Consider the following 18,530-nt stretch of genomic DNA (forward strand, 5'->3'; position numbering starts at 1 on the left):
CACGAATGGCGCTCGGCACCGCCGCACTCGCCTTGCTGCTCTTTCCGGCGACGGCCGGCGTTCGTGAGCTCAGGGTCTGCGCCGACCCGAACAACCTGCCCTTTTCCAATGCGGCCGGACAAGGATTCGAGAACAGGATCGCCGAAATCATCGCCGCCGATCTTGGCGCGAAGCTGACCTACACCTGGTGGGCGCAGCGCCGCGGCTTCGTGCGCAACACGCTGAAGACGGGTCTCTGCGATCTCGTGCCCGGCACGCCGGCCAATCTCGAAATGCTGCGCACCACGAGGCCCTACTACCGCTCCTCCTATGTCTTCGTGACTCGCCAGGACGACCCCGACGTCGCCTCCTTCAACGACCCGCGGCTGCGCGACTTGCGCATCGGCGTTCAGCTCATCGGCGACGACGGCGCCAACTCGCCTCCTGTCCAGGCGCTTGGCCGCCGCGGCATCATTGGGCATCTAATCGGCTACCCCGTCTATGGCGACTACTCCGCTCCCAATCCTCCGGCGCGTATCGTCGAAGCAGTGGCGAGCGGCGATATCGACCTCGCGGTGGTCTGGGGTCCGCTCGCCGGCTATTTCGCCCAGAAGCAGAAGGTGCCGCTCCGGATCACGCCGGTTACGCCTCGCATCGACGGGCCGCAATTGCCGCTGATGTATGACATCTCGATGGGCGTTCGGCGCGAGGACGATGCGCTGCGCAGCGATGTGAACAGCGCGCTTGCCAGACACAAAGCCGAGATCGACGCGGTTCTGACGCAATATGGAGTGCCTCGTCTCGACGTGGCCGGGAGCCCGGTGCGATGAGATCGACCGCCGCCATGCTTCTCTTGGCGATTTTAGCGCTGGCGGCCTGCCAGCGCGAGGAGCGGGACACACGGCCGCAGTCGGCGCTCGGCTCCGGCGAGCAGCCGACACCGGTGACGACTCTGGAACCCGGCGGGCAGCGGCCCTCTCCCACAGACAACAAGGCGGCGAGCTTCGAGGCCAATGCCTTCCATCTGAGCGAAGGCAAGCGCCTGTTCGGCTGGTTCAACTGCTCAGGATGCCATGCCAATGGCGGCGGCGGCATGGGCCCTGCGCTGATGGACGAAAAGTGGATCTATGGCAGCTCGATGGAAAGCATTCACGCCACGATCCGCGACGGTCGTCCGAACGGCATGCCGAGCTTTCGCGAGAAGATCCCTGACGACCAGATCTGGGAGCTCGCAGCTTTTGTTCGCTCGCTGAGCGGCAACGCGCCCTCCTCCGCCGCGCCTTCCCGAAATGACGATATGATGGTGCATCCGTCGGAAAACCGCATGCCGGACGCCGCCACGCTGGGGAAGTCGCCGTGAAACGCTTCGCCTCGATTGCGTTCGCCACGGCAATCGCCCTGCTTCTTCAGGGATGCGCAGGCTGGCAATCGGCGCTCGACCCGAAGGGCCCGACGGCGAGCGAACTGGCATGGCTGATCTGGTTCTTCACCGGGCTTTGCGCGGTGGTGTGGGTGCTGGTGATGATCGCTCTTGCCGCGCCGCTGATGATACGGCCGCGGGAACGGTTGGAGCCGCTTGTGCTTGACGCCGGCGCGGACAATCGGAAGCTGCGCGTGGTGACGGCCGCCGTCGGGCTGACCGCCGTCATCCTGATCGGGCTCACTCTGCTGAGCTTCTTCGCCAACAGCACGCTCGCCGCGATCGGCTCGGACGCCGCGCTGACCATTCGCGTCACCGGCCATCAATGGTGGTGGGAGGTGCGCTATGAGGACGCCACGCCGAGCCGCATCCTGACGACGGCGAACGAGATCCACATTCCCGCCGGCGAACCGGTTCGGCTTCTCCTCACCTCGACCGATGTTATCCATTCCTTCTGGGTCCCGAGTCTTTCCGGCAAGCTCGACCTCATTCCCGGTCACATGAACGTGCTCGACATCAAGGCGGATAAGCCCGGCGTCTATCGCGGCCAATGCGCCGAGTTCTGCGGCGCGCAGCACGCCAATATGGGTACCTTCATTATCGCCGAGCCGCGGGCAAAGTTCGACGCATGGTGGAACGACCAGTTGCAGCCGGCCGCTGGCCCGGCGAGCGACGAGGCAAAGACCGGCGAAGACCTCTTTCTCAAGCGGCCCTGCGTGATGTGCCATAGGATCGGGGGCACCCCCGCCGGAGGAACGGTCGCTCCCGACCTGACGCATATAGGCAGCCGGCAAACGCTTGCGGCCGGAACATTGACGATGAGCCGCGGCAATCTCGCCGCCTGGATAGCCGATCCGCAAGGCATCAAGCCGGGTTCTCACATGCCGGTTGTCGATCTGAGCGGCGACGAGCTCAACGCCATCGTCGCTTATCTCGAGGGGCTGAAATGAGCAGCGCGGATCTCACCAGCGAACGCGATCTGCCGCCCGAGCGCGAGGTGTCCGCCAGAGGCGATCTTGCACCCGAGCGTGATGGGCCGCGCGACAGCGGCTTGGATGATGCCAGCCTGCATCGCTGGCTGGCGCGGACGTGGCGCACGCCCCCCGGCATCATCGGTGCGCTCTCGAGCGTCGATCACAAGGTGATCGCACGGCGCTACCTCATCACCGCCTTCCTATTTCTGTGCTTGGGTGGGCTCAACGCCGTCGTCATGCGCGTCCAGCTCTCGGGCCCGCAGCGCGGGCTCATCGGCCCGGATCTCTACAACCAGCTTTTCACGATGCATGGCGTCACCATGATGTTCCTGTTCGCCGTGCCCATCGTGCAGGCGACCGGTATTTATCTGGTGCCGTTGATGGTCGGCACCCGCAACATTGCCTTTCCTCGCCTCAACGCGTTCAGCTACTGGGTCTATGTCTTGGGGGGTATCTTCGCCTGGGTATCCTTCGCCCTCTCGATGGCGCCCGATGTCGGCTGGTTCGCCTATGTGCCGCTGTCCGGGCCGGAATACAGTCCCGGCAAGCGCGCCGATGTATGGGCGCAGATGATCACCTATACCGAAGTGTCCTCGCTGTCGGTCGCCGTCGCCACCATCGTGACGGTGCTGAAGCAGCGCGCGCCCGGCATGTCGCTGGACAAGATACCGCTTTACGTCTGGGCGTTGCTGGTCACTTCCTTCGTCATCGTCTTCGCCATGCCGGCGGTGATGATCACGTCGACCTTCCTCATTCTCGACCGGCTCGTCGGCACGCACATCTTCAACCCGGCGGAGGGCGGCGATGCGCTGCTGTTCCAGCATCTGTTTTGGTTCTTTGGGCATCCGGAGGTCTACATCATCTTCCTGCCGGCGACCGGCATGGTCTCCTCCATCATTCCAGCCTTCGCGCGGCGCCCGGCGTTCGGTCATTTGGGGCTGGTGCTGTCGCTGATCGCTGTCGGTTTCCTGTCGTTCGGCCTTTGGGTCCACCACATGTTCGCGACGGGACTGCCGAAGCTCGGCGCCAGCTTCTTCACCGCATCCAGCATGATGATCGCCATCCCCAACGGCGTGCAGATCTTCTGCTGGCTGGCGACATTGTGGGACGGCAGACCGGTTGTCCGCACGCCGCTGCTGTTCGTCTTCGGCTTCTTCTTCATCTTCGTCATTGGTGGCCTCACCGGCGTCATGCTCGCCTCGGTGCCGCTCGACCTGCAGGTGCACGACACCTATTTCGTCGTCGCCCACTTCCACTACGTGCTGATCGGCGGCTCGGTCTTCCCGCTGCTGGCCGCAGCCTATTTCTGGTTCCCCAAGATCACCGGCCGCATGATGAGCGAGCGCCTTGGGCGCTGGCACTTCTGGCTGGCCCTGATCGGCTTCAACGCTGCTTTCTTCCCGATGCATGTCGTAGGCCTGTGGGGCATGCCACGCAGGGTCTACACTTATCCAGCCGAGCTTGGCTGGGGCAACATCAATCTTTTCATCACCGCCGGCGCGGTGCTGTTCTTCCTGAGCTTCGTGCTGTTCACCTTCAATCTCGTGCATGGCGCATTGCGCGGCGCGCCCGCCGGCGACAATCCATGGGACGCCGGCACGCTCGAATGGGCAACCTCCTCTCCGCCACCCAGCTACAATTTCGCGCGCATTCCGGTCGTGACAAATGTCGAGCCGCTGTGGGCCGAACGCGAGGCGCTCCCGGTCGCGACCGGGCTTCGCGTCGACGTGCGCGAGTTGGTCATCTCGACGGTGGCGGAAGCCCATCCAGACATCCGCGAGAAATCGGCGACGCCGTCGATCTGGCCGCTGCTGGCTGCGATCGCGGTCGGCGGCACCTTCCTTTATTCGATCTTCACGCCCTGGGCCATCGTCTGGGGCGTGGGCCCGATCGCCATCACCCTGATCGGCTGGTTCTGGCCCAAGGACGATCCGGAGGACGAGGAATGAACAAGCGTCCCGCCGCAGATCTTTCCGGCCTCCCGACCTTTGGACATGGTCCGGGCAGTCCCACCTGGTGGGGCACGCTTGGCTTCATGGCGCTGGAAGGGACGGGCTTTGCACTGGCGGCCGGCGCTTACCTCTATCTGGCGACCTTGTGGCCCAACTGGCGTCTGAGCGCTCCGGAACCCAACCACTGGCCGGGAACGATCGTGACGCTGCTTCTCATCGTCAGCCTGGTGCCGAACCACATGCTCAACCGCTACGCCAAGGAATGCGCGATCGGGCCGGTGCGGATCGGCATGGTGGTGATGTCGTTGCTCGGCATTGCGCCACTCATTGTGCGCTGGTTCGAGTTTCCGGCACTGAATATTTATTGGGACACGAACGCCTATGGCTCGATGCTGTGGGTGCTGCTTGGTCTCCACACCACGCATCTCATCACCGACGTCGGCGACACGATCGTTCTGACGGTGCTGATGTTCACGCACCATGGCTATAACGGCCGGCGCTTCGGCGATGTCGGCGACAATGTTTTCTACTGGGACTTCGTGGTCCTCACCTGGATCCCGATCTACCTGCTCATCTACTGGCTGCCGAGGTGGGGCTGACATGCGTGCGCTGCGGCTAGGCACGTCCTGGGGTGGTTTGTTGTCGGGGCCTTTGGCCTGGGCAATCTCGACGCAGCTGAACTATGCGCTTGTGCACTGGCAGTGCAATCGTCAGGTGCAGGTCGTGCTCCCGGCGGCGCTGTTGCTCGCCGTGTTTTCGCTGCTCGGCGGCGCGCTGTCATGGCGGGCGAAGCGGCAGGGCGGCGCCGCGTTCAAGCCGGAGCGCACGCGCAGCACCGAACGTTTCGTCGCCGATCTCGGCATGCTCGCGGCTCTGTTGTTTGCCCTCGTCATCGTCATGCAGGGCAGCGCGGCGCTTATCCTCGACGAGTGCCTGCGATGAGCTTCGATGCGTTCTTCTCGACCTCGATATGCTACGGCGCCGGCGCGCCCGAGGCCGGATGGACGTTGGCGTTTCCTATTACGCTTCCCTTGGCTGCAATCGCGCTCATCTATGGGATCGGCGCAGGCCGGCTGTGGCGCCGCAGCGGCCGAGGCCGACCCGAGCGGCTTCGCCAGGCTCTTTTGTTCGCCGCCGGCTGGGGCGTGTTGACGGGAGCGCTGGTGAGCCCGATCCATGCGCTCGGCGAGCGGGTGTTTTCAGCCCACATGATCGAGCATGAGTTGCTGATGGCCGTGGCGGCGCCGCTTCTTGTCGCCGCCTGCCCGAGCGCGGCCTTGATGTGGGCGTTGCCGGCCACACTTCGGCGGGGGACAGGAAAACTCACCCATGGCAAGATGCTCCAGGCGGTCTGGGCGTTCGCCGCTCGCCCGCTCAACGCGACGATCCTTCACGGGATAGCGATCTGGATCTGGCATATTCCAGCGCTGTTCGAGGCAGCGCTACAGCAGGGCGTGCTGCATTATGCGCAACATGCGAGCTTCCTCGGCACTGCCTTGCTGTTCTGGTGGGTGCTTCTGCCGCGCTCTGGCCGACAGCAAACCTATGGTAGCTCCATCATGCATCTCTTCTTCACGTCGCTGCATACCGGCCTGCTCGGCGTCCTGCTGCTGGTATCGCCCAAACTCTGGTATCCGGAGAATGCCTCCGGCGCCGCGCTCTGGGGTCTGAGTCCCATCGAGGACCAGCAGCTCGCCGGGCTGGTGATGTGGGTTCCGGCCGGGCTCATCTATGGCGGAGCGGCCTTGCTGATCGCCGGCCTTTGGATAAGCAACAGCGGAACCAGGGAGGCAACGCATGCGCTCCGACCTGGCTAGGCTTATCGGCGGCGCCCTGGCCATGAGCCTGCTGCTCGCCGCGGTCGGCCTGGCGGCCTTATGGACCGACCGGCGCGATCGCGTCCGGCACGAGTCGGATGTCGCGACCGGCGGCGTGGGCGCACGCGCCATTCCGATCATGACCGCGAATGGCTGTTCCGGCTGCCATACGATTCCCGGCGTGCCGGGAGCGCAAGGCCAGGTCGGGCCGCGCCTCGACGGCAGCCTCGCCGGCCGCGTCTATATCGGCGGGGTGCTGGCGAACAATCCGGAGAATCTGATCCGCTGGATCCGCTCGGCAAGGGAAATCAACCGGCACACCGCCATGCCATCGATGAGGATTACCGAGCAGCAGGCGCGCGATATCGCGGCCTATCTATACGGGCTGAGATGATAAGCAAGGGAACCGAGATCGCAAGCCGCGTGCAAGATCACCGCGGTTCCAGGATGAGAATGACGAATAGGCCGACAGGCAGGCCGCTCGTCTGCGGTTCCGTCCGGAATTGGGTCAAAACAAGAAGATGAGGCGGTTCGCCCTTTCCGTGAAACAGTGAATCCCTCTGGAGCATTTCACCGTTTCGTGGAAACGGCGAAATGCTCCACCTCCTTGTTTTGACGCAATTCCGGGCGGAAAACCGCTCACACTTTTCCTGGAATTGATCTAATCGCCGTCTCAGCGCTTGGCGCTGTCGCTATCTGCGTCCGCACGCGTCAGGAACGTCTGGGTGACCTGCGGAAGGTGGTCCTTCAGCCACTCGGCCATGGCTTCCTCTTCGCGCAGGTTCTGTTCGCACACGCGGGCAATCTCGGCTTCGCCCACGGCATTGGCCGCGGCGATGAGGATCGTATAGGACGCGATTTCCATATGCTCGAATGTGTAACTCGCCAGAGAGCCTTTCATCACTTCGTCACCGGCGAAGACGCCGCTGATCGACTGCGCGGTGGCGGTCAGCTTGCCGCCTGCGTCCTTCAGCATGGACGATCCTTCGTCGAGGCCATCCAGGCAGGTCTTCAGCCGTCTGGCCTGCTCTTTCGTTTCTTCCAGATGGCTACGGATTCGCTCGTTGAGTTCGGGGTAATTGTCTATCCGACTCAATTGGCCCGACAGCATCGTCTCGGCCTGTTCCTCCATTGCGTGAGCGTCCCTCAACCATTGAACAAGCCATTCGCGCGATTCAGCCATTGCGGTGTCTCCATCAGTTTGACGCCGCCCGAACCGAGGGTGGCCCGCATTGTTCCTTGAACGTGATGAAAAGCGTCTACGATTTCCGGGACGAGGACGGGTCGGAACCGGAGAGTTTCTCCCGCATCGATTCGTCGGTCTTGTCGGCCGCGGCTTTGACAACGCCGCCGGCCTTGTCGGCCAGCGTGCCCTCGCTCGAGGCCTGACGTCCGGCTTCGTCGCTCGCCGTCTGGTAGGCTTCGGCCGCGACTTGCTTTGCAGTGTCGAGGCCTTCTTTCAAAGTGTCTTCGGCACTGTCCCGAAGCCTCTCGCGATAGGCACCCAATCGCTCATCCTCGACCTCGGTGTGGGGCAGCATGGCGCCGATCGCAGCTCCGACGGCGAGGCCGATGGCGGCTGCTGCGAGAGGCTGGTCCTGAAGCAGACCATGCGCCGATCGGCTGGCGCTCGTCGCCATATCGGCCGCAGCCGCCGCCGAGCTCGCCAGTGTGTCGGCTGCGCTGCTTGCCAGGTTCGACACCGTGCCGGCTGCTTCGCTTGCCATTCCCGAAACAGTTCCGGCCGCTCCGCTGGCGGCTTCGGCAACAGAGCCTGCCGCATCCGACGCGCTCGAAGCCATTCCAGCGCCGAATGCGCCATGATCGAGGCCAGGACCGCGCCGCGTCACACCATTGGTACCAGCCGGGGTGGCGGAGGCGCCGCTGCCCAACATCAGCCAGGCCAGGCCCGCGCCGATCACGGTCAGCGGCAACGGATTGTCCCGTACCTGGGCCTTCAGGTTGTGAAGCATGTCGGAGCCCGCGCCGCCTCTGAAAAGCCCGGTGAACTCGTCGAAGAGCTGCCCGGGGGTCATCTTGTCGCGAATGGAGTCGGCGGTCGCCACCACCCTTGCGCGTGTGGCTTCCGCCTCGCGTTCGAGCTCGGCTGCGGATCTCTCGGTCATCTCGCTTGTTCCTTCATCACGTTCACGTCACGCTTGAGCTGTTCCTGTGTGCGGTCCGGCGCGAGCTCGGAAGGCGCCATGCTCGCCATGCCGGTCCGCAACAGGATGACGCCGAGCACGGCAACGACCACGCCGACGAGCAAAGCGGACCAACCGGCGCCCAGACCAAGGCGAGCCAGGGCGATGACGAGTGCCTGCAACAAAACCAGCAGCGCGGCGAGCAGACATATCGCGCCGCCCAGCACCTCCACGGCGCCTGCGCCGGCCTTAGTCGCGTTCTCCGATATCTCCGCTCTTAGGAGCCTCGCCTCCGTTTGCACGAGCGTGCTCACCTGCTGCGCCAGATCGGCGACCAATGTGCCGAGACTTGGATTGTCCTCAGTGCTCATTTCTTCAGCTCCGCTGCCTTCCCGGGTATGCCGCCATCGGAACCCCAATTTGCTGGAGCGTTATGCCGGCGCGCGCTCGTTCCCATGCCGGTTTGTCGGGGGTGATCGGGCGTTGCCGCGCCCTGCGTCGGGCGGCGCGTGCCGGGCGGCGAAGCCTTCATGAAGCGGCCAAGTGCCAATCCCGCCAGAACCGAACCGGCAAGAAGCGCCCCAGGATTCTGGCGGCCAAAAGACTGGACGTCTTCCAGCACCTGTCCGAACGGCTTCTCTTTCAACGAGGAGGACAGCCGCTCCAGCCCGCTTGCGGCCTCCTGCATGAACTTCGAGGCCGCAGTCTGGTCGCTGTTAGCCAAGTGATTGCTCGCGGCGCGCAGGGCGCCGCCGAAAGCCGAAAGGCTCGATCCGATATCGCGCTGCGTCTGCTCGGCCTTTTCGGAGACGGCCTGCTGGGCTTCGGCGGCATATGCTCCAGCCCTGCGGGCAACCTCGTCGCGGGCATCGTGGAGAGCTTCGCCGGCGCTCTGCGCTTCTTGCCGGATCCGGTCGGAAATGTCGTCCTTCGCTTTGGCAAAGTCGGCGGACTGGGGGTCCCGATCATCCTCGCGCTGCATGGTTCCTCCTAGTGAAAGCCGAGGAAGGAAAGCACTGCGAGCACAACGACGATCAGACCAATGAGATAGATGACACTGTTCATGATACAGCCTCCTCGATGCAGTCCGAACTTCCCGCCGGCTGCGATGTTCCCCTGGACGAGCGGCTTTTTAGCAAATTCTCATTTGCTCTCGGGCTTTGCCCTCAAAGCGGCAAGCTCCTGGTCCGAGCAAAGCAGCCGGGGGCGTGTCGGATCGGAAATATCGATCTTGTCCCAGGGAATGCGATAAAGGCCCTCATGGCGCCTCAGCGCGAAGAAGTCGAGCAATGCAGCGCCGATCGTCGAAGCGGACAAGCGCTCGAACGCGGCGAAGATGCCGACATGAAATTCGGTGGCGACGAGGTCGTCGCCGTCCCGCTCAGCGATGATCTCTTCGATATAGCCGATGCTCTTGCCGCGCTCGGAGAATACGGGCCTGCCGGCAAGATGCTCGAGATTTACAGTCGCCATCCTCAGGCTCCCGGGATTCGGCCGACGACATGTTGGCGCAGCCAGTCCTGCCAGGCGAAGATCTTGGTGCGGCGCACGTCGATGTCGAATTCGATGTCGACGCCGATGTCGCGCACCTTGTGCCACGCGATCCGGTGCGGCCGTGCCTGACGCTTGCCGCCAAGCTTTGCCGCGAGCCGCGCGGTCCATCGGCCGGGTCGCGCGCCAAGCCGACGTGCCAGCGCGATCGAGCCAAGCTCGATCGCAATGAGCCTGGGCGGCTTACCCGGCCTCAGCTCGGCGACCAAGCCATCAACCTTGCCGATCTTGACCTGCTCGCGATCGACGACCTGCTTGTCCAGGATATCGCGCAGCAGCTGCATCACGTGCCTCCGAATATCTGCAGCGGAATCGTCACGAGCGCCAGCACGAAGCCGAGCGCGATGACGAAAATCACGGCCGCGTTCGAGATGACGCCGTTGCGATGCTTGCCTACATAGCGGTCGTCGTTCAGCAGGAAGAGGAACGGCACAACCGTCAGCGGGAGGCTGGCCGCTGTCAGCGCCATGGAGAAGATAGTGAGCTTCAACGGGTCTAGACCGAGCGCTATCGGGACCGCGGCGAGGAAGAGCGTCAATGTGTAGATGAGGCTGAATCCGGGATCGTCGCGCGGCTTCAGATCCTCGCCCCAGGTCCAGCCGAATCCCTGCGCGACGAGATAGCCCTGCTGCAAGGCCACTTCGAGCGCAGCGCCGAAGCAGGCGATGGCCAGCGACGCGACGAAAAGGACGAAGCCCCAGAAGCCGAACATCGGAATCAACATCAACGGAAGCTGGTTGTAGTCTTCCACTTCGGTAACGCCATGAGCACCAAGAACCAGCGCCGCCACGATCAGAACGCCCACCGAGATCGTGCCGCCGAAACTCATACCGAGCCCGGCTATCGCCCGATTGGCGCCGAGATAGCTCTTGTCCCACTGATCTTCGATCGCGCCAGAGGAATAGAACATGAAAAGGTAAGGCGATATCGAGGCGCCGAGAATGCTGACGGCCATGAACCAGTATTTTGCCGTGTCGTGCTGCGGCAGGCTGGGCACGGCCCCCACCGCCACCTCTTTCCATTCGGGGCGGAGCATCACGGCTGCGACGACGAAGCAGAGCGTCACCAGACCAAGCATCGACACCCCCTTCTCGATGAGCCCGAATGTGCCTTTCCACAACAGCAGCCAAGCCAGGAAAGCGACCGGCAAGGCCCACCATTGAAAGCTGATCCCCGTGGCAAGCTCGGCGGCGATAGCCACCCCGCCGATCTCGGCGGAAAGCACCAGGAAGTTGACCAGCAGGGTGGCAAGGAGCGGCCAGATGAACGCATTGAAGCCGAACCGTTCGCGGATGCCATCGGCAATGGTGTGATGGCTGACCGCGGCGAAGCGACCGGCCATCTCGACCAGGAAGATGATGCAGATGGTACCGAGCACCACCGCCCAGATGAGCCGGAAACCGAACAGTGCGCCGGCCTGCGCCGCCGTCGCCATCGATCCGACCTCCAGGAAGCCGCCGACGCTGGTGACGACACCAAGCGAAATCTCCAGCAGCTTCTTCATCGTTTCGGCGAGAAATAGTTTCGATAGGCTGTTGCGAGATCGCCTTGCGCGGCCCGAAGCTCCTGTTGCGCCTGACCGACCTGCGCATCCTGTCCGGCCTCGACCGCGTCCTTGGCCCGCCTTGCCGCATTCGACAGCCGGCTAACAGCGGCCGCCAACGCATCTTGCTTTCCCCGGTCGGACGGAGACGCCGATTCCACTTGCCGGCCAGCGTCGGCGAGTGTCTCGGCAAAGGACTGCAATGCTGAGGACGCATAATGGGACGGCGCTGCGCCGGAGAGCCAGGCGTCGCTCACCAGCACTGCCGCCTGTGCCGTCGAGGCCGCAAGCTTCGATTGCTGGTCAACGGTTTCAGACGAGGAACAAGAGGCAAGCGCCAGCGCCAGCAGGGGCAGGAAGGCCCGGCTCGGCCGGGCAACGGTGCGCAACATCTTCCCCTCGCTGCAATCGCTTCAAATCCCGAAGATAAAGCCGCAGCCACGCGAAAGTTCCTCCGTGTTCGGGATTTGCGGCATCGAGGCTGGCCGGTTCCATGTCCGACTGAGCTCGCAATGTTTCAGCTTTATCGGGACGATCGTGAACGCGACATAGCCAAGACATGGCTTGAGCGCGCCAGAGCCCGCGCAATCTCGCTCACTTAACAGAAAAGCGTCACCGGCAGGCAGGGCGGTGCTGCGTTCGGTCGATGGCCGGCAGCGTAGTTGCGGGAGGATCCAGCCTTCCGTCATGTGGAATATCTGGCGATCGAGTCCGGCCTGGAGAGGCCGGCATTGCGTGACGATACTGCTTCGTGGGACCAGCAGCTCGACCGTGCTCGTGACCGCTCATTGCGACACGGGTGCGATGCGCGACCATGGCGAGCTGGAAAATCTCGCCACCGTCCTGACGCTTTGACAGGGGCGTGCGCGGCTCCCTGGCCGAGGCCGACCTGATCCCGCTGGGGCTAATTGTCGGACTTCGCTTTGTCAGCCTGGCCGATGGCTTTTGCGGAGCGAGTTCGCGATCCACAGTCTTGCGTGAACCTTCCGCGAGATCTTCTTGCGGCAAGCGCCCGTGCGTCTCGGGCTCAACGGCTTCCAGCGCATCGGCGCCAGCGAACTCTCCTCATCGGGATTCGGTTCCGTTTCCGCATCTTCCTCGGCGGCTCTGTCGAGCACGCGTTGGAGCGTTCATGGAGCACCTCCTCGCATCGACTTAACCGGCCGTGACGCCGATGTTCCCACAAACTCGAAGCACGAGGAACGAACGGACGGGTGGGAGGTTGCAGATCCAAGACCCGGCGAGGCATTCCACGACTTCCGACACGACAGCGCTTCACGGCAGGACGGCCCGAACCAGGCAACACTCCTTTTCCAGCCGCCCACCATCTCCATCAACGGCGTGATTGATAGTGAAACGGTCAGCTTGTTCGGTTGTCTGGAACGCGATGTTTCAACACGACGGTCTTGTCGGAACTTCAGGTCCCCGGGCGGATTAGGAAAGAGCGCTGCAGGCGCACGATCGCAACCGCAAAGGAGCGTAAAAATGCCGAAGAAAGCTTCGTCCGCGATCTCGAAGGGCTTGGAAAGCCTCTTCCTGGACGGACTCAAAGACATCTACTATGCGGAAAAGAAAATCTTGAAGATATTGCCAAAGCTGGCGAAAGCAGCACAGTCCGAAAAGATAAGCGCTGCCTTCGAAAAGCACCTCAAGGAAACTGAAGCCCAGGTCGATCGCCTGGAGCAAGTCTTCGACATACTCGGCAAGCCGGCCCGGGGCAAGACCTGCCCGGCCATTGATGGAATCATCGAGGAGGGCTCGGAAATCCTCGAGGAGTACAAGGACGAACCGGCGCTCGACGCGGGTCTGGTGGGCGCCGCACAAGCGGTCGAGCATTACGAAATCGCGCGCTACGGTACGCTGATTGCATGGGCCGAGGAGCTCAGACTCAAGGATGCTCTCCCGCTGCTCCGTCAGACCTTAAAAGAAGAGTCCGACACCGACGAGGCGCTCAACGCTCTCGGCGAGAACGATGCCAATCGACGTGCTCTGCAGGCGGCCTAGCGCCACGACGGAGTTGCAGCGGTCCTGCCGGCCACAGGACCGCTCACGCGAAAGACTGACTGGCTGCCCTCCCGCCCGCGGATGGTCACGAAACGCTTGCCCGTAGCTTGTGTCAAAGCAAGAGTCGTTGTCAGCTAAGGCTGGTTCGTCGAACATTGGGAACTGCGGTCGCTTTGAAGTGAGCCGCTGTTCGCGAGGAACGGGGTCGAGATCGGCGAGGCCGAGTCGCTGGTCGACCTACGTGATCGCCGAGGAACACGATGAAGAAGACCTGAAAGAAACCGACCATGCTTCAGGTCGCCGCGGGTTTCGAGATCTCGCGATAACTGCCCGCAGAAATCCGCCCAAGAAGTAGTCTGCAAGTCAGCATGTCCCTTTCAACGGAGGCATGCAATTCCTGCCATAAAATGGCGCTGTCGAGGGCGCGCTCGCGAACGGCTGCGCTATCGCCGAGCTACACCACCTGCGGGGGACACGACCCGCGTTTTTGTGGGCCAAATCACGAAGCTTCGCGTGTCGTTCCCTATGCTTCCGCGAGCAACCAGCGAGGTACCACCGAAAGTCTCCATCGCCTCGCCCTCTAGACCTGGTCCATAGGTTCAAATCACACCCAAAATCAAGCACTGACGTGGCGCTCGGCGCGTCCGACTGCTTAAATGACCCTCCCCGCGCGTTCAGCTCTCCTTCTCGAGCTCCTGAAGAGCATTTCGAATGGCTGCGACTAGCGTCGCTATCGAATAGGGTTTCTGCACCCAGCCCAGCGGTCTGGCCGCTTCGGCTCGAAGCCGCACGTCGCGATCGCTATGGGCCGTCGTAAAGACGCACCGTATGCCCAACTCGCGGTACAATTCCACGGCCGCGTCGATGCCGTCCCGCTTGCCGAGCAAGCGGATATCCATCAGGGCAAGCACCGGCTTGGTCGAGAGCGCCATACTTATCGCCTCATCGGCGCTGGTCGCGAGGCCCGCCAGCGAGAAGCCTTCGGCCAGCAGTCCCGCCTCTACATCCAGCGCGATCAGGTAGTCGTCTTCGACGATCAGAATCGGCTGGTTCAGAGCGGTTTCGGGGTGTCCTCCGCTCACATCATCTCGGGAGAAGACTACCTGCGGCTTGAAGGGCCGATTGATGTCCCCCGCACGGCTCAACTCAGGTATCGCTGCTTTTGGTCGCAAGGCCAATCTCCTGAGGCATCTGAGAAAAAATAATGGTGCATCTGGACGGGCTCCGGCTGACTTCGAACGTCGCGCCGATCTGTCGCACCAGGCCTTCGACAAGTCGCAGGCCGGACGACGACGAGCGTACCGAACTCAGTTCGAAGCCCGGGCCCTCATCCTCTACCACAAGGCTAATCGCCCGGCCGTTCTGTCTGATGGAAACGCGAATGGTTCCATGCTCATTTCCGGGCAAGCCATACTTCACGGCATTGATCAAAAGCTCATTGATAATAAGCGCCAGCGGCATCGCAACGTCGTTCGGCAGTTGGATCGGATCTGCCTCGCAGACCAATTGAACAGCTGAGGGAAACATCTGTTTTGCTGTCTCGCAAACAGCTCCCAGGAAAGGTTCGGCACCGAAGTTGATGGCATCGGGCGTGTCATAGAGGACCCGCTGAGCGGCAGCCATGGCGGCCACCCGCTTGCTGGCCTCATGCAGAACGGTTTGAGCCTCCGAACTCTTGCTGGTCCTTGCCGCCATGGAAAGCAGGGACTTCAGCATCATCATGTTGTTCTTCACGCGATGGTTGAGCTCGTCGAGCAAGATCCGTTGCTGGCTTTCTGCCTGCTTACGCTCGCTCACATCGACCAGCATGTTTATGGCGCCGGTGATGTTTCCCGCGGCATCGCGCATCGGTGTGGGATAGGGAATGAATGGAACCCGGGTACCATCCGGCCGCTCAGCCACCGCTTCATATCCCCGGATGGGCCGCCCTTCGCGCAGTGAGATGGCCATGGGACACTGATCGTGGGGAAGCGGCGTTCCATCCGGCCAGTAGAGCTTCCATGTCACGCACCATTCGTCGGTGCCAATGACGGGCGTTCGGCCGGCGAGTTGCACCGCCGCTTCATTGAAGTAGGTGATCTTACCGTCGCGATCCGTGGTGTAGATCGCGGCAGGAATGGCCGCGAGCAGGTCTTGAAGGTGGCGCTCGCTGTCTTTTATCTTGGCTTCCGCTACCTTTTTGTCGGTTACGTTCCGGGCGATTTTGGATGCTCCGACGATATGGCCTGACGCATCCCGCACCGGCGATATTGTGAGAGAGATATCTACCAGCGTTCCGTCTTTGCGGCGGCGAACCGTTTCGAAATGATCAACGAGTTCGCCGTTGCGGATGCGGCCTAATATCAGCGGCTCCTCGTGCTGCCGATCCTCGGGAATGATAGTGGTGATGGGCTTACCGACCATCTCCGCGGCCGTATAGCCGAACAACCGCTCGGCGCCGCGATTCCAGGTCGAGACGACGCCTCTGAGATCCTTGCTTACGATGGCGTCATGGGACGACTCCACGATTGCCGCCAATTGCCGGGTCGCATTCTGTGTCTTGACACGCTCAATGCCAAAGCCGAGCTGGCGTGCAATTGTCCGGGCGACTTCAACCTCTTCGGCCGAGCATTCGTGCGGCTCGTCGAAATAGGCCATGAACTTGCCCAACAGACGCCCACCTTCGGTTATCGGAATGAAGCAGACCGCGCCGATGCCTTCTGTTCGGATTGCCTGTCTCAAGCCGTCGGGGAGTTCGGCCTGTTCCACATCGCGCATGCAAATCGGCTGCGGATCGCGGTCTGCCGCGGACCAGGGCGAATGGCCTTCCACGGCGCCTCGATATGCCTTCGACAAGCCCCGCCAGGCGACAAACTTCATGATCCCGCCTTCCAAGAGCAGAACAGAAGCACGCTGACATCTTAGCCCGCGCTGGATCGCGTCGAGCGCCGCCTCGTAGACGTCTTCGCGGGTACGGGCGTGCTGTAGCATTTCCGTTAATTGATGCAGCGCAGCCTGCTCCTCGGCCCTTTGGGCGAGCGTCGCCTCAATCTCTTTCCGCTCGGTGATATCGTGCTGCACCCGTACCGCGTAGTGAAACCGCCCACTGCCGTCGTAGACGCTGGAAGACGTCACGACAGCCCAGAAAAGCGACCCGTCCTTGCGCACGAACCGCTTCTCGATCGTGTAGCTTTTGATCTCGCCAGCGACCTGTTGGCGATATTTCATGCGATCCGCCTCGACGTCGGGAGGAAAGGTCCGATCGAAAATAGATCGGCCAACAAGGTCCTCCTGCGTACAGGCCAAAAGACGGCACAAATGTCCGTTCACCCGCAGCAGCCGGCCTTCGGCGTCAGCTTCCACGATTCCCACACCAGCGCTGTGATAGGTCAGGGCAAGCCTCTGCTCCTGTTCGCGCAACAACTCTTCCGCTTCGACCTTCTCAGTCACGTCGATGGTGATGCAGCGCGTATTGAGGAACTGACCACCAACCGAACGCACATTCGATGTTATCTCGACCCAACGCATGGAGCCTTCTTTGGCGCGCAACCTCGCACGATAATGTCGAAGCTGCTCATGCCGAGAAAGGCGGTGCAAAATGTCTTCGATCGCGGCGGGATCGGCGTGGAATTCGCGGATGTTCCGGCCGATGTATTCCTCCGCGGCATAGCCGAGCAAGTCCAGTTCGGCTCTATTGGCGCGCAAAATCGTGCCATCATTCGCGACCAGGTGGAGAGCCACGGCTGCATTCTCGAAGAAATCTTCCATATCGCTGCCGGGGAGCAGGACCGCACGGGGCCCTTCGACGTCCCTTTCATCGGCGAAGGATTTCGCGCCAGAAATGCTGGAGGGCAAAGCTCGTTGTTCCATGAAAGATTGAATTCCCCTAAACGCAGCTTAACACTCGATTTCACAAGAGGTTCCAATGGGCTGCACAATTCACCCGGCCATTAACGGCAGGTGTTATGCTGGAAGGCGTTCGCGGGCGCCGGACCAGCAAATCCGGCGACTCGATGATGCCGCTATTTTTCGAGCCGTCGCAGCACGCTTGCACGGCACCGCGACCTGACGCTTATCCAGACCTATGCGGAAAGCAGCCAGTCAAAGATCCGGTTCCCGGCTTGGCTTTTGCCGAGAAGCCGCCCGCTCCAAGGACATGCGCAACGGATGCTGCGGAGCGTTAATATTCTTCTGGACGCTAGTACAAGCCGCTACATATTTAACGATCGGGCAGCTGTCGGAGACCTTCTAGGCACACGACTGCCGACCAAAGGGATGATCCGCTGATTTCGGGATGGAGAAAGGCCGTGGAAGATCGCGCCGGCTCGCTGCCCAACGTAGCTGACTTCGTCATTCACAAGGTTCTGGATACGTTCGAATACTCCGACCGCGGCGCGGTGATCACGATGGTCGATCCGCAGGGCGCACGCATCCGTCTCCACGTCAACATCGTCACCGGGGAGTTGCTTTGCGAACACATTGCCGAAGCGCTGGAGCAGCGATACGGGAAATAGAACGCCTACTTCAACAGCGTCATCGTCCTGTCGACGGCGCGATGCAATAGTCGGCCCAATTGTCGATCAGGAAGTCGGCGATGAACGACGGCCGGTCAATCACCTTTTTCACATCGCGAACCGCCGAGTTGGGGCAGACGAAAATGTAGCTGGTGGGCAGCGTGACTTCGCCCTGGCCCGCATGGTAGAAAATTTCCCGAGCTCGGTGACGAACTCCGCCTTGCCCAAAGGCGATTTCAGGTGCTTACACTGATAATTGCCATTCGCCGTCGTAGCGTTGTTGGACAGGAATCCGACGGCGGCGCGACCCATGTCCGCTGATCGCGTGGGACGCTCAAATCCGATATAGCTGCTTTCGAGGCGTGCGAACCACTTTTTGATTAAATCTTCCAGTTCGCTGTCGATCAGATTCAGGACAAGGCGGTCTTCGTTAAACGGCATTGTGCGCTATTCCACCTTCGCACAAGAAGTGGCGAATATTCTTTTCGTTCTCAAGCTGTATTCGCCCAAGGTGACGCGGCGGCGGGGATTATATAGGGGCGCTTCAAGCGCAGCGAGCGCTCTCAATGCGGCTGACGCCGGCAAACTCGTATTCCAGTTCCCAAGCTCGAAGCGGACGGGGTTGGCCGCCAGTTGCCAATCTCGGCAGGCCA

Annotated in this window: 21 protein-coding genes; 10 read left to right on the top strand and 11 right to left on the bottom strand. The window is 62.0% G+C overall.

Annotation, left to right across the window (positions count from 1 at the left end):
- The first annotated feature begins 5 nt into the window (after positions 1 to 5).
- The 8 genes from FJW07_RS20095 to FJW07_RS20130 are packed head-to-tail and all read left to right on the top strand — an operon-like array spanning position 6 to position 6,536.
- Positions 6 to 809: a substrate-binding domain-containing protein gene (locus tag FJW07_RS20095; protein ID WP_246680818.1), complete on the top strand. Its 804-nt coding sequence runs from the start codon at positions 6 to 8 to the stop codon at positions 807 to 809.
- On the top strand, positions 806 to 1,339 hold the full coding sequence (locus FJW07_RS20100; RefSeq protein ID WP_140646410.1) for a c-type cytochrome: 534 nt from the start codon (positions 806 to 808) through the stop codon (positions 1,337 to 1,339). The genes FJW07_RS20095 and FJW07_RS20100 overlap by 4 nt, the downstream gene beginning before the upstream one ends.
- Positions 1,336 to 2,349, top strand: a complete 1,014-nt coding sequence (coxB, locus tag FJW07_RS20105) for a cytochrome c oxidase subunit II (protein WP_181182686.1) — start codon at positions 1,336 to 1,338, stop codon at positions 2,347 to 2,349. Before FJW07_RS20100 ends, coxB begins: the two co-directional genes overlap by 4 nt.
- A complete protein-coding gene (gene ctaD / locus FJW07_RS20110; RefSeq protein ID WP_140858412.1) occupies positions 2,346 to 4,322 on the top strand; it encodes a cytochrome c oxidase subunit I in 1,977 nt (658 codons plus the stop codon). The genes coxB and ctaD overlap by 4 nt, the downstream gene beginning before the upstream one ends.
- The gene (locus tag FJW07_RS20115; RefSeq protein WP_140654253.1) at positions 4,319 to 4,924 is read left to right on the top strand and encodes a cytochrome c oxidase subunit 3; all 606 of its coding nucleotides are present in this window, start codon (positions 4,319 to 4,321) and stop codon (positions 4,922 to 4,924) included. The genes ctaD and FJW07_RS20115 overlap by 4 nt, the downstream gene beginning before the upstream one ends.
- A gap of 1 nt (position 4,925) precedes the next feature.
- Complete coding sequence (locus tag FJW07_RS20120) at positions 4,926 to 5,267, top strand: hypothetical protein (RefSeq protein ID WP_140646416.1); 342 nt, start codon at positions 4,926 to 4,928, stop codon at positions 5,265 to 5,267.
- Positions 5,264 to 6,142: a cytochrome c oxidase assembly protein gene (locus FJW07_RS20125; RefSeq protein WP_140858414.1), complete on the top strand. Its 879-nt coding sequence runs from the start codon at positions 5,264 to 5,266 to the stop codon at positions 6,140 to 6,142. Before FJW07_RS20120 ends, FJW07_RS20125 begins: the two co-directional genes overlap by 4 nt.
- Positions 6,123 to 6,536 (top strand): cytochrome c, encoded by a 414-nt coding sequence (locus tag FJW07_RS20130; RefSeq protein WP_140858415.1) that lies wholly within the window; start codon positions 6,123 to 6,125, stop codon positions 6,534 to 6,536. Before FJW07_RS20125 ends, FJW07_RS20130 begins: the two co-directional genes overlap by 20 nt.
- A 279-nt stretch (positions 6,537 to 6,815) precedes the next feature.
- On the opposite strand, the gene FJW07_RS20135 is transcribed toward FJW07_RS20130, so the two are convergent.
- The 8 genes from FJW07_RS20135 to FJW07_RS20170 form a co-directional block, all read right to left on the bottom strand.
- Positions 6,816 to 7,325: a DUF892 family protein gene (locus FJW07_RS20135; protein WP_140858417.1), complete on the bottom strand. Its 510-nt coding sequence runs from the start codon at positions 7,323 to 7,325 to the stop codon at positions 6,816 to 6,818.
- A gap of 76 nt (positions 7,326 to 7,401) precedes the next feature.
- Positions 7,402 to 8,208, bottom strand: a complete 807-nt coding sequence (locus FJW07_RS20140) for a hypothetical protein (RefSeq protein WP_246680819.1) — start codon at positions 8,206 to 8,208, stop codon at positions 7,402 to 7,404.
- A 56-nt stretch (positions 8,209 to 8,264) separates the two neighbouring features.
- Positions 8,265 to 8,657, bottom strand: a complete 393-nt coding sequence (locus FJW07_RS20145) for a phage holin family protein (RefSeq protein ID WP_140858421.1) — start codon at positions 8,655 to 8,657, stop codon at positions 8,265 to 8,267.
- Complete coding sequence (locus FJW07_RS20150) at positions 8,654 to 9,268, bottom strand: hypothetical protein (protein WP_140646423.1); 615 nt, start codon at positions 9,266 to 9,268, stop codon at positions 8,654 to 8,656. The genes FJW07_RS20145 and FJW07_RS20150 overlap by 4 nt, the downstream gene beginning before the upstream one ends.
- 161 nt (positions 9,269 to 9,429) lie before the next feature.
- Positions 9,430 to 9,759, bottom strand: coding sequence for a PRC-barrel domain-containing protein (locus tag FJW07_RS20155; protein ID WP_140858423.1), 330 nt, complete (start codon positions 9,757 to 9,759; stop codon positions 9,430 to 9,432).
- Positions 9,760 to 9,761: 2 nt separating this feature from the next.
- Complete coding sequence (locus FJW07_RS20160) at positions 9,762 to 10,121, bottom strand: hypothetical protein (RefSeq protein ID WP_140858424.1); 360 nt, start codon at positions 10,119 to 10,121, stop codon at positions 9,762 to 9,764.
- Complete coding sequence (locus tag FJW07_RS20165) at positions 10,121 to 11,341, bottom strand: divalent metal cation transporter (RefSeq protein ID WP_140858426.1); 1,221 nt, start codon at positions 11,339 to 11,341, stop codon at positions 10,121 to 10,123. The genes FJW07_RS20160 and FJW07_RS20165 overlap by 1 nt, the downstream gene beginning before the upstream one ends.
- Positions 11,338 to 11,772 carry a hypothetical protein gene (locus FJW07_RS20170; RefSeq protein WP_140858428.1) on the bottom strand — a complete coding sequence of 145 codons (435 nt, stop codon included), beginning with the start codon at positions 11,770 to 11,772 and terminating at the stop codon, positions 11,338 to 11,340. Before FJW07_RS20170 ends, FJW07_RS20165 begins: the two co-directional genes overlap by 4 nt.
- 1,093 nt (positions 11,773 to 12,865) lie before the next feature.
- Here FJW07_RS20170 and FJW07_RS20175 point away from each other — a divergent pair.
- Positions 12,866 to 13,384 (top strand): ferritin-like domain-containing protein, encoded by a 519-nt coding sequence (locus tag FJW07_RS20175; protein WP_140858430.1) that lies wholly within the window; start codon positions 12,866 to 12,868, stop codon positions 13,382 to 13,384.
- A gap of 674 nt (positions 13,385 to 14,058) precedes the next feature.
- On the opposite strand, the gene FJW07_RS20180 is transcribed toward FJW07_RS20175, so the two are convergent.
- Both FJW07_RS20180 and FJW07_RS20185 read right to left on the bottom strand, forming a co-directional pair.
- Positions 14,059 to 14,556 (bottom strand): response regulator, encoded by a 498-nt coding sequence (locus tag FJW07_RS20180; RefSeq protein ID WP_226892151.1) that lies wholly within the window; start codon positions 14,554 to 14,556, stop codon positions 14,059 to 14,061.
- Positions 14,531 to 17,233: a PAS domain S-box protein gene (locus tag FJW07_RS20185; RefSeq protein WP_140858431.1), complete on the bottom strand. Its 2,703-nt coding sequence runs from the start codon at positions 17,231 to 17,233 to the stop codon at positions 14,531 to 14,533. The genes FJW07_RS20180 and FJW07_RS20185 overlap by 26 nt, the downstream gene beginning before the upstream one ends.
- Before the next feature lie 437 nt (positions 17,234 to 17,670).
- Between FJW07_RS20185 and FJW07_RS20190 the strand changes: the two genes are divergently transcribed.
- Positions 17,671 to 17,877 carry a hypothetical protein gene (locus tag FJW07_RS20190; protein WP_140646433.1) on the top strand — a complete coding sequence of 69 codons (207 nt, stop codon included), beginning with the start codon at positions 17,671 to 17,673 and terminating at the stop codon, positions 17,875 to 17,877.
- Positions 17,878 to 17,985: 108 nt separating this feature from the next.
- Here FJW07_RS20190 and FJW07_RS20195 read toward each other — a convergent pair whose 3' ends face one another.
- Positions 17,986 to 18,318, bottom strand: coding sequence for a hypothetical protein (locus tag FJW07_RS20195; RefSeq protein ID WP_140858433.1), 333 nt, complete (start codon positions 18,316 to 18,318; stop codon positions 17,986 to 17,988).
- Positions 18,319 to 18,530: the final 212 nt, after the last annotated feature.

The organism is Mesorhizobium sp. B3-1-9, assembly GCF_006439595.1.
Classification (GTDB): domain Bacteria; phylum Pseudomonadota; class Alphaproteobacteria; order Rhizobiales; family Rhizobiaceae; genus Mesorhizobium.

What these genes read in the sequence shown, in the direction of transcription:
- FJW07_RS20120 (WP_140646416.1), top strand. Translation starts at nt 4,926, where the DNA reads ATGCGTGCGCTGCGGCTAGGCACGTCCTGGGGTGGTTTGTTGTCGGGG.
- FJW07_RS20145 (WP_140858421.1), bottom strand. Translation starts at nt 8,657, where the DNA reads ATGAGCACTGAGGACAATCCAAGTCTCGGCACATTGGTCGCCGATCTG.
- FJW07_RS20100 (WP_140646410.1), top strand. Translation starts at nt 806, where the DNA reads ATGAGATCGACCGCCGCCATGCTTCTCTTGGCGATTTTAGCGCTGGCG.
- FJW07_RS20170 (WP_140858428.1), bottom strand. Translation starts at nt 11,772, where the DNA reads ATGTTGCGCACCGTTGCCCGGCCGAGCCGGGCCTTCCTGCCCCTGCTG.
- FJW07_RS20125 (WP_140858414.1), top strand. Translation starts at nt 5,264, where the DNA reads ATGAGCTTCGATGCGTTCTTCTCGACCTCGATATGCTACGGCGCCGGC.
- FJW07_RS20155 (WP_140858423.1), bottom strand. Translation starts at nt 9,759, where the DNA reads ATGGCGACTGTAAATCTCGAGCATCTTGCCGGCAGGCCCGTATTCTCC.
- FJW07_RS20150 (WP_140646423.1), bottom strand. Translation starts at nt 9,268, where the DNA reads ATGCAGCGCGAGGATGATCGGGACCCCCAGTCCGCCGACTTTGCCAAA.
- FJW07_RS20175 (WP_140858430.1), top strand. Translation starts at nt 12,866, where the DNA reads ATGCCGAAGAAAGCTTCGTCCGCGATCTCGAAGGGCTTGGAAAGCCTC.
- ctaD (WP_140858412.1), top strand. Translation starts at nt 2,346, where the DNA reads ATGAGCAGCGCGGATCTCACCAGCGAACGCGATCTGCCGCCCGAGCGC.
- FJW07_RS20185 (WP_140858431.1), bottom strand. Translation starts at nt 17,233, where the DNA reads ATGGAACAACGAGCTTTGCCCTCCAGCATTTCTGGCGCGAAATCCTTC.
- FJW07_RS20195 (WP_140858433.1), bottom strand. Translation starts at nt 18,318, where the DNA reads ATGCCGTTTAACGAAGACCGCCTTGTCCTGAATCTGATCGACAGCGAA.
- FJW07_RS20135 (WP_140858417.1), bottom strand. Translation starts at nt 7,325, where the DNA reads ATGGCTGAATCGCGCGAATGGCTTGTTCAATGGTTGAGGGACGCTCAC.
- FJW07_RS20095 (WP_246680818.1), top strand. Translation starts at nt 6, where the DNA reads ATGGCGCTCGGCACCGCCGCACTCGCCTTGCTGCTCTTTCCGGCGACG.
- FJW07_RS20115 (WP_140654253.1), top strand. Translation starts at nt 4,319, where the DNA reads ATGAACAAGCGTCCCGCCGCAGATCTTTCCGGCCTCCCGACCTTTGGA.
- FJW07_RS20165 (WP_140858426.1), bottom strand. Translation starts at nt 11,341, where the DNA reads ATGAAGAAGCTGCTGGAGATTTCGCTTGGTGTCGTCACCAGCGTCGGC.
- FJW07_RS20160 (WP_140858424.1), bottom strand. Translation starts at nt 10,121, where the DNA reads ATGCAGCTGCTGCGCGATATCCTGGACAAGCAGGTCGTCGATCGCGAG.
- FJW07_RS20130 (WP_140858415.1), top strand. Translation starts at nt 6,123, where the DNA reads ATGCGCTCCGACCTGGCTAGGCTTATCGGCGGCGCCCTGGCCATGAGC.